Source organism: Chitinophaga sp. (genome assembly GCF_036566945.1).
Lineage (GTDB): Bacteria > Bacteroidota > Bacteroidia > Chitinophagales > Chitinophagaceae > Chitinophaga.
Genome location: NZ_DATCVJ010000745.1, coordinates 1 through 8,694, shown reverse-complemented (window position 1 = coordinate 8,694; position 8,694 = coordinate 1). Strand labels below are relative to the sequence as shown.

Below are 8,694 nucleotides of genomic sequence, written 5' to 3'. Positions count from 1 at the left end.
GGTACCTGGGCTTATATGTTTGAAGAGTTTTTTACGTATGCCGTTCCAGGTTATAAATCTATTGATCTTACCAGTGATGCCATGGGCAGCGATATTGCCGTAACGCAGGCATATGGCCTAAGAGCATCATATGGTTATACGGAAATGGCAGACAATACACTCAATCGTGTAAATGCTTTCTGGACCATCCTTTACAAGGTGATCGATAACTGTAATAACATTATCACGAAGATTGATAATGCTACAGGAGATGAAAGCAAAAAACAACATATCAAGGGGCAGGCATATGCACTGCGCGCCAACTGCTACCTGACGCTTGCTACTCATTATCAGTTTAACAGAACAGGCACGGAGAAAGCAGTACCTATTTACCTGGAACCCACTACTGCTACTTCTGTAGGCAAAGCTAAATCCACCATAGGAGAGGTATACAAACAGGTGATCAGTGACCTGGAAACAGCCTTGCCTTTGCTGAAAGATTATCAGCGCAACTCCGCTCAGAAATGGAAAATTGATCTGAATGTAGCAAATGGTTTATTGGCGAGAGCCTATCTCTACAATCGTCAGTGGACAAAGGCCATTACAGCCGCAGTAGCCGCCCGCAACGGATATCCGCTGATGTCTGGAGACGATTATAATAAAGGGTTCAACGACCTGAATAACACGGAATGGATCTGGGCGCATGGTCAGACGCCTAACCAGAGCAATGCGAGTTATAATTTCCATTTCCTGGATGTTTCTACGCCGGCCTCTTACTACCAGAGCTTTATGTGCGATCCTTACTTCCAGAACTTCTTTGACAGTGCTGATGTGCGTTTCCGCTTATTTGACTGGGACACGCTACCTGACCAGGAAGGCTACCTGCGGTATAAGAAATTCCGCTTCCGCGATGCGACTGCACTCGTTGGCGACCTGGTGCTGATGCGCGCTGCAGAAATGTACCTGATAGAAGCAGAAGCGTATACCCGTAACGGTAATAACGGAAAAGGTGCCGAAGCCCTGAATGTACTACGTGCTGCCCGTAATGCCACTACCTACAAAGGCGGCGGCAGTCTTATTGATACCATTCTCGTAGAAAGAAGGAAAGAACTATGGGGAGAAGGATTTGCGCTGTCTGATATTGTTCGTACAGGTGGTACCGTAGTGCGAAAGCCATTTCTTTCTTATACAGGCGAGGATAGTATTATTAACGTGGTACGTGCTGACGGCAGCATTAAGCAAGTAGCAGGGCAGGGGCATCTTACCCTGAAACTCCCGGACGGACAGCCTTTTACGCCATACAGTCCGTATTACCTGTTTTCCATACCGATTACAGAATTACAGAACAATCCTAATATCAATAATTAAGAATTACGAATTACGAATTACGAATTACGAATTTGTGGGGAGATAGTAGCGGATACGCTTTGCGTTTACAATCTCCGCACAAATTCGTAATTCGTAATTCGTAATTCGTAATTCTTTCCTAATATATCCAGGGAAGTATTCTGCTGGTATGTTTCATATACTCCGTATACTCTTCTCCAAATTGTTCGGTCAGCATTTTTTCTTCTATATTCATCCGGTAAATAAAAACAGTCAGCACCGGAATAAATACAATGGCCAGCCCCAGCCAGTTATTCACTGATAAGCCAAATCCAAGGAAAGACAACAGGGAACCGGCATAGGAGGGATGCCGCAGTATGCTGTACAACCCGTTTTTTTTGATATGATGATCTTTGCGGATAGTTACTACTACCGTAAATAAACGTCCCAGTTGTGCAATAGAAATAAAACGAAGCAACATCCCCAGCAGTATAACGGATAAGCCTATACGATTCATTAGCGGTCCCGGCATAATATAATACGGCGTTTTCACAGACACGAGCACCGCGATATTTATAAATACAATGATCACGATCCAGATAAACGCCAGACTACCTTTGTCCTGCTTTTTCTTGTCGGCCTGGTCACCACCGCGAAGTATACGATGTAATAATATTTCAGAAAGAAACCAGACCAGGTAGATAATGGAGGATAACGAGTTCATGATGTGAAAAATGTTACAATAGTATATTCGTAATATATGTTATATTTTCTGATCTTCAAAAAGGTACGTAATTTGTAACCGCAATTAAAACGTGTGTTATGGAAAATCTGCAGGCAATATTACAATCCCCCACACCTGTACTGATAGATTGTTTTGCCACCTGGTGCGGCCCTTGCCAGATGGTACCTCCCATTTTAAAAGAAGTAAAAGATAAGATGGGAGATCAGTTGAGGATTATTAAGATAGATATCGATAAGAACCAGCAGCTGTCGGCGCAATGGCAGATCAGCAGCGTACCTACTTTACTGCTTTTTCGTGACGGAAAACTCATCTGGCGGCAAAGCGGCGTAGTGCCGGCGCATCAGTTGATTCCAATATTGAAACAACACCTATGAAGCAGAAGGCATAAAGCATAAAGCTATTGAAGCGAAGATAAAATGAGGTACCATACGCTCATATCTTCACTTCAATAGCTTTTTGCTTTATGCCTTCTGCTTTCCTGAAATCAGATGCTATTATAAAAGCTCTGCAGATCCCTTGCGAGTATATCGTAAATAGGTCGGGTAAACTCAAGGAACAAGTCCGAAGGAGGTGGCGGTGGCATATCCCGCCCGCCCATGAGGCGTTTATCGTCATCACTTAATGCCCTTTCATCACCACGGAAGGTCCCAAACTGATTCAGCCAGGTATAGCTTCCGGGAATGCGGTCTGTTCGCAGCAACTGCCCATTAGTAGTATTGGTAATACGGTAGTCCAGCAAACCTTTCGATATGACTGTCTTTTTAGTAATATAGAGGGTCGCTTTTACGGTTTTATAAACATTGCTTTCTTTACCAGTGGTATCTTTGGTAGTACCTACCACAATCTCCTTTGAAACCTCCCGCTGTAGGCGGTCTACGTAAGTTTCTCCCACCACAAAATCAAAAAAGCGTAATGCTATGTATTCATCCGCACGAAGATTTTCATTGCGGGCTATCCGTTCATCGTAAAACTGTACAAACTGGTTGATATTGCGTTGTTGCAGGTTTCTCACGAGGTAATCACGGAACTGGTCGGCGGAGAACTGGTAATAAGGAGAACGCACTTCAATTTCGCTGACCACTACATTAATAACGCCCAGTTGATAGGCTTCATCTCGTCTTTGCTTTGTGTCGCGGTAATTGGGGATCAGTTTGAGGGCGGCAGAGAATTCCTCATATGCCTGTCTCGCGCTGGCCTTATCGCGGCTGTCGAGTAGCGACATGCCTCTGTCATATCGCGTTTCAGCGGCGTTTTCCTGGGCGCCGGTAATAGCGTCGCTGTAATCTTTTGGCTGCACCAGTTTCAGGGCGGCAGGGGAGCTGTGGATCTTGCTGTAAAGGGTTTGCAAAGCCCTGTATTCGTTACGTACCGATTCCCATTTCAAATCGTTATTGGAGCGGAGATAGGCATTCACGCGCTCTTCGCGCTGCAATTGGGCCTGCTTGTAGGCATCTGGCAGCAATCGGGTAGCGGCAGCGTCCTGGGGTTTGCGTTGCAGCTTTTTCACAAAAGCATTCACCGCGTCATCGTATTTGCCCTTATTGTATAATTTTTCGCCTGATTTGCAGGAAAGGAACAAGGTGTAGAGGAGAATGGTGGCTACAGGGAGTAGCTGCCTCCATGATAAATTTTTCAAGGGGATTAATTTTATAAGGATATATCGGCTTGCTACAGTCCTGTTCCTGCCTATTTGTATTGTCTCCTGAGTTCCCTGTCCGCTTCTCTTGCTTTGATAGAGTCTCGTTTATCATGCAGTTTCTTTCCTTTACCAACACCTATTTCAATCTTGGCAAGACTTTTATCTGTGATGAACATACGAAGAGGCACGATGGTATAGCCGCGTTCCTTGATCTTATTTTCAATTTTTCTTAATTCCTTCTTTGTCAACAGCAATTTGCGTTCACGTATAGGATCGTGGTTGGAGGAGGTGCCATGGGTGTACTCGGCAATATGCAGGCTCTTTACAAACAATTCTCCTTTGGAAAAATAGCAGAATGAATCATTGAAACTTACCTTATTGGCACGAATAGACTTAATTTCCGTTCCCAGCAATACCATCCCGGCAATATATTTATCTTCTATTGCGTACTCGAAATATGCCGATCTGTTCTTTAATTCTGCCATTTATGAAGCTATTAGCTGTTAGCCTCCAGCTGTTAGCTATTAGTATGTAGATGCAATCGGGATCAGCAACACTAACAGCTAACAGCTAAACGCTAAAGCTAGTTTTTAAATATGGTCAGCAAACTTGCCAACCTCGTCTTGAGTTCTTTTCTATCCATGATGAAATCCAGGAAGCCGTGATCCAACAGGAACTCAGCGCTCTGGAAGCCAGCGGGCAAATCTTTCTTAATCGTTTCTTTAATGATCCTCGGACCTGCAAAACCAATCAATGCGCCTGGCTCCGCAATGTTCAGGTCACCCAACATTGCATAGGAAGCCGTTACACCACCGGTGGTAGGATCGGTCATTAAAGAAATGTAAGGCTGTCTGGCATTGGCCAGCTGTGTAAGCTTGGCAGCCGTTTTAGCCATCTGCATCAGTGAAAATGCACTTTCCATCATACGGGCACCCCCGGATTTGGAAATGATCATCAATGGCATTTTGTTAACGATACAGTAATCAATAGAACGGGCAATCTTTTCACCCACTACAGATCCCATAGAGCCGCCAATGAAATTGAAATCCATACAGGCTACTACGAGGTCATTACCCAATACCTTGCCGGCACCTACCGTCATGGCATCTTTCAACCCCGATTTCTTCTGCGCATCTTTCAACCGGTCGCCGTAAGGCTTCAGATCTTTAAAGCCCAGGAAGTCCGTCGGGTATATATTTGGGAACAGTTCCTCGAACTGATTGTTATCAAATATGATCTCAAAATACTCTGCCGAGTTAATACGGTTGTGATAATTACACTTATCACAAACATAGAAATGCTCTTTCAGATCCTTTACAGTGGTGGTTTTTTTACAGTTAGGACACTTGTGCCACAAACCATCCGGTGCTTCTTTCTTTTCACTGGTGGTGGTAGAGATGCCTTGTTTAATTCGCTTAAACCAGCTTGACATATTTTACTATTAGATTAGAAAATAGTGGTGCAAGATACGAATTATCGTATAAAGCCAAAAACATATGGGAAAAAGCTTAAAGTTTAAAGCATAAAGCAAAAAGCCATTGGGAAGGCATAAGGCTAAAAGCATAAAGCAAAAAGCTATTGTCGGGGAGATAAAAGCGTTATACATTATAATGTAGTATACTATTATCTTCGCTACAATAGCTTTTTGCTTTATGCTTTTAGCTTTATACTAATCCTATGCGTTTCTGTTGATACAGTTCAGATCTCTGAACGCCTCTTCCAGACGGTTTACAAAGGTTTCTTCACCTTTGCGCAGCCACACACGTGGATCGTAGTATTTTTTATTTGGCTTGTCGGCACCTTCCGGATTACCCAGCTGGCCCTGCAGATACGCTTTCTTAGCTTCGTAGAAATCGTGGATACCTTCCCAGAATGCCCACTGCATATCTGTATCGATATTCATCTTGATAACGCCATAACCCAGTGCTTCTGTGATCTGGTGCTTAGGAGAACCGCTACCACCATGGAATACATAGTATACTGGTTTAGCAGCTGTTTTGTATTTTTCCTGGATAAACTCCTGGCTGTTATGCAGGATCACCGGACGTAGTTCTACGTTACCTGGCGTGTAAACACCATGTACGTTACCAAAAGCAGCAGCTACCGTGAAACGGGGACCTACTTTAGATAAAGTTTCGTAAGCGTAAGCTACTTCTTCTGGCTGTGTGTACAGCTTGGAGTTGTCGATACCGGAATTATCCACGCCATCTTCTTCACCACCAGTTACGCCCAGCTCGATTTCGATGGACATACCCAGTTTGTTCATTCTCTCAAAATATTTATGAGAAATTTCGATGTTTTCAGCAATTGGTTCTTCAGACAGATCCAGCATGTGAGAGCTGTACAGTGGCTGACCGTGGAGTTTGAAGTACTGTTCGCCGGCATCCAGCAAACCATCAATCCATGGTAACCACTTTTTAGCAGCATGGTCCGTATGTAATACTACCGGTACGCCATAATATTTAGCTACTTCATGTACGTGCTTAGCGCCGGAGATACCACCTGCAATGTTCGCCTGCAGCTTATCATTCGGCATACCCTTACCAGCAAAAAACTGTGCACCACCGTTGGAAAACTGTATAATTACCGGTGAATTTACTTTAGCAGCTGTTTCCAGTACCGCATTCACGGAGTTAGTTCCCACAACATTCACGGCAGGCATAGCAAATCCGTTGTCTTTGGCATCGTTATACAGCGCATCCAGCTCTTCGCCGAATAATACGCCAGCTCTGTATTTTCCCATATTCTGATATGTGTTTTATTTTTTAGGAAAGCAAATATAAGGAGTTAAATAGAAGATTTATAGCGAAAAGTAAGTGCTTATGTATTAAATCTACCAACAGAAAAATGTATTTTACCCGATCTCAACCCACGTCTGTATGAAATTATATCTAACCCTGTTTATCTGGTTACTCCTGCAAATGCCTGCTGTTACTGCATTTGGTGGGAATGCAAACGATTCGCTTCTCTACTATACTTCTTTCGATGGTACCCGGATTCATTACACCGTAAAAGGCGCCGGCCGGCCGGTATTATTGGTACACGGTTTTATTACAGATGGTGAATCCTGGAAAAAAACAGCGGTATACGATTCTCTCCTGTTACATGGATTCAAGGTAATTAGGCTGGACCTTCGGGGAAATGGAGCCTCTGATCATCCGCACGACAGCACGGCTTACCTGCAGGATGCAGAAGCAAAAGATATCATGGGACTTATCACTTATCTTGGTTTGAACCGCTACCAGGTAGTGGGATATTCCCGGGGATCTATTATAGCGGCCCGCCTGCTGGTGCTGGATACCCGCGTAAGTTGTGCGGTACTGGGTGGTATGGGCACAGGCTTTACGGATCCCGCCTGGCCCCGCCGGCAGCTATTTTATGCCGCCCTTTCCGGAAAAGATGTGCCGGAACTGGCGCCCATGGTGAAAAATGTACAAAAGTCAGGACTGGATCAGCGCGCCCTGGCATTAATGCAATTTGGCCAACCCGCCACTACACCACAAGAGCTGGCCAGGGTGCAACAACCGGTACTGGTTATTGGAGGAGATAAAGACGGAGATAATGATACCGGCGGATCACTGGCAGCGATGATGCCCGCCGGTATGCACGGCACAGTAGAAGGAGATCATAATACCGTGGTACGTACTGCTCCTTTTGCCGCATGGGTACTTAATTTCCTGCAAAATCACTAGCTAACAGTTAAGGTATTGCCGTTTACTTTAATGGTATAGGCAGTCAATGCGGCTGTAGCCGGTCCGGTGTTTACCGCGCCGCTGGTACTATAGCGGCTGCCATGACCACAAGGGGCATTGCACTCTATTAAATGGGTGCTGTTGTTGAAAGTAGCCACGGTACAGCCCTGATGGGTACAGGTGCTGGAAAGCGCAGAAAAATCAGTAGCTGCATTACCAGCACTGGTGCGGATAATAATAACGCCATTGGATATTTTAAAATCACCCACATTCGGTAAGTCGGATGCCAGGTTGAGCGACAGTTTAGCATTGCCGCCGGTAGGAGGAGCAGGGGTATCTGAGCCGCCCCCACCTTTGCTGCAAGCCGCTAATCCGGCTGTGCAGGCCAGTACGAGTGTTAATCCAATGTTGGAAACAAAATCTCTTCTTTCCATATAAATGCGTTTTAGTTGATCGATAAACTGTTTACGCAAATGGAAAGCAGAAGGTTGCCTCTAAAAAGTAAGCGTAGAAAAGTAAGCGCCGGCCGCCAGCAGGCGACTGCCATACCAGGAAAACATTTCACCATCTACCAGCTGAATACGTGCACGTGGCACGATAGCCTGCAATTCAGCAATATGCTTTTCGCGGAAAGGATAAGGCTCTGAAGATAATAACACCAGCTCACATCCGCTGCCTGCCAGCTGTTTGGCCGTAATGGAAGGATAACGAAGTTGTTCACCAAACACATTGTGCAAGCCACACATACTTAACATTTCATGTATAAAAGTATCGCCACCCGCTACCATCCAGGGATCGCGCCAGATAAAGTAGGCGGTTGGAACAGGCTTGGTACGTATGGGTAAGGCGGCAAAACCAGCCTTGATCTGTGTCACCAGAGTGGTGGCAGCAGCGATGCGGTTGGTCAGCGCACCAATGCCGGTGATCATATTGTAAGCATCTTCCAGTGTTTGTATATTACTCACCCATACCGGGTAATCGGCCATCAGCGGCTCCACATCCGACTCAAGGTTTTCTTCTTTATTGGCAATGATCAGATCGGGCCGCAACGCGTCTATCCGGTCACGATGGATATTTTTAGTACCACCTACACGCGTTTTTTCGCGGAACCACGTAGACGGATGTACGCAGAATTTTGTAATACCCACTACTTCTTCGTTGAGCCCCAGCGTGTATAATAATTCTGTTTGGGAGGGCACCAGTGAAATGATCCGCTGTGGCGGTTTTTCCAGTGTAATGGGTCTGTTTAACTGATCAGTAAAAATCATGTAAAAGTGGTTATGCTGTAATTTTTTTTTGTCTTTCCCAGGATT

10 protein-coding genes are annotated in these 8,694 nt (G+C 45.0%); 3 read left to right on the top strand and 7 right to left on the bottom strand.

What is annotated here, in order from left to right; translation table 11 throughout:
* Positions 1 to 1,347 (top strand): RagB/SusD family nutrient uptake outer membrane protein (locus tag VIP81_RS22435; protein WP_331966666.1); only part of this gene is annotated, 1,347 nt, incomplete at its 5' end.
* Between the two features lie 118 nt (positions 1,348 to 1,465).
* Here VIP81_RS22435 and VIP81_RS22430 read toward each other — a convergent pair.
* Positions 1,466 to 2,029 (bottom strand): isoprenylcysteine carboxylmethyltransferase family protein, encoded by a 564-nt coding sequence (locus VIP81_RS22430; protein ID WP_331966663.1) that lies wholly within the window; start codon positions 2,027 to 2,029, stop codon positions 1,466 to 1,468.
* Positions 2,030 to 2,127: 98 nt separating this feature from the next.
* Here VIP81_RS22430 and trxA point away from each other — a divergent pair, with 98 nt between their 5' ends.
* On the top strand, positions 2,128 to 2,424 hold the full coding sequence (trxA, locus tag VIP81_RS22425) for a thioredoxin (protein ID WP_331966661.1): 297 nt from the start codon (positions 2,128 to 2,130) through the stop codon (positions 2,422 to 2,424).
* A gap of 110 nt (positions 2,425 to 2,534) precedes the next feature.
* Here trxA and VIP81_RS22420 read toward each other — a convergent pair whose 3' ends face one another.
* From VIP81_RS22420 to fbaA, 4 genes are all read right to left on the bottom strand, one after another.
* Positions 2,535 to 3,686: a hypothetical protein gene (locus VIP81_RS22420; RefSeq protein WP_331966658.1), complete on the bottom strand. Its 1,152-nt coding sequence runs from the start codon at positions 3,684 to 3,686 to the stop codon at positions 2,535 to 2,537.
* A 50-nt stretch (positions 3,687 to 3,736) separates the two neighbouring features.
* Positions 3,737 to 4,174: an SsrA-binding protein SmpB gene (gene smpB, locus VIP81_RS22415; protein ID WP_331966655.1), complete on the bottom strand. Its 438-nt coding sequence runs from the start codon at positions 4,172 to 4,174 to the stop codon at positions 3,737 to 3,739.
* 98 nt (positions 4,175 to 4,272) lie between these two features.
* The gene (gene accD / locus VIP81_RS22410) at positions 4,273 to 5,121 is read right to left on the bottom strand and encodes an acetyl-CoA carboxylase, carboxyltransferase subunit beta (protein ID WP_331966652.1); all 849 of its coding nucleotides are present in this window, start codon (positions 5,119 to 5,121) and stop codon (positions 4,273 to 4,275) included.
* A 243-nt stretch (positions 5,122 to 5,364) separates the two neighbouring features.
* Entirely contained in the window at positions 5,365 to 6,432 is a 1,068-nt protein-coding gene (gene fbaA, locus VIP81_RS22405) for a class II fructose-bisphosphate aldolase (RefSeq protein ID WP_331966649.1), read from the bottom strand.
* A 136-nt stretch (positions 6,433 to 6,568) separates the two neighbouring features.
* Here fbaA and VIP81_RS22400 point away from each other — a divergent pair, with 136 nt between their 5' ends.
* The gene (locus VIP81_RS22400; RefSeq protein ID WP_331966646.1) at positions 6,569 to 7,381 is read left to right on the top strand and encodes an alpha/beta hydrolase; all 813 of its coding nucleotides are present in this window, start codon (positions 6,569 to 6,571) and stop codon (positions 7,379 to 7,381) included.
* Here VIP81_RS22400 and VIP81_RS22395 read toward each other — a convergent pair.
* Together VIP81_RS22395 and VIP81_RS22390 are read right to left on the bottom strand one after the other, a co-directional pair.
* On the bottom strand, positions 7,378 to 7,815 hold the full coding sequence (locus tag VIP81_RS22395; protein WP_331966642.1) for a ubiquinol-cytochrome c reductase iron-sulfur subunit: 438 nt from the start codon (positions 7,813 to 7,815) through the stop codon (positions 7,378 to 7,380). The genes VIP81_RS22400 and VIP81_RS22395 overlap by 4 nt on opposite strands.
* Before the next feature lie 60 nt (positions 7,816 to 7,875).
* Positions 7,876 to 8,694, bottom strand: an 819-nt coding sequence (locus VIP81_RS22390) for a helical backbone metal receptor (protein ID WP_331966639.1), incomplete at its 5' end; no start/stop codon positions are given.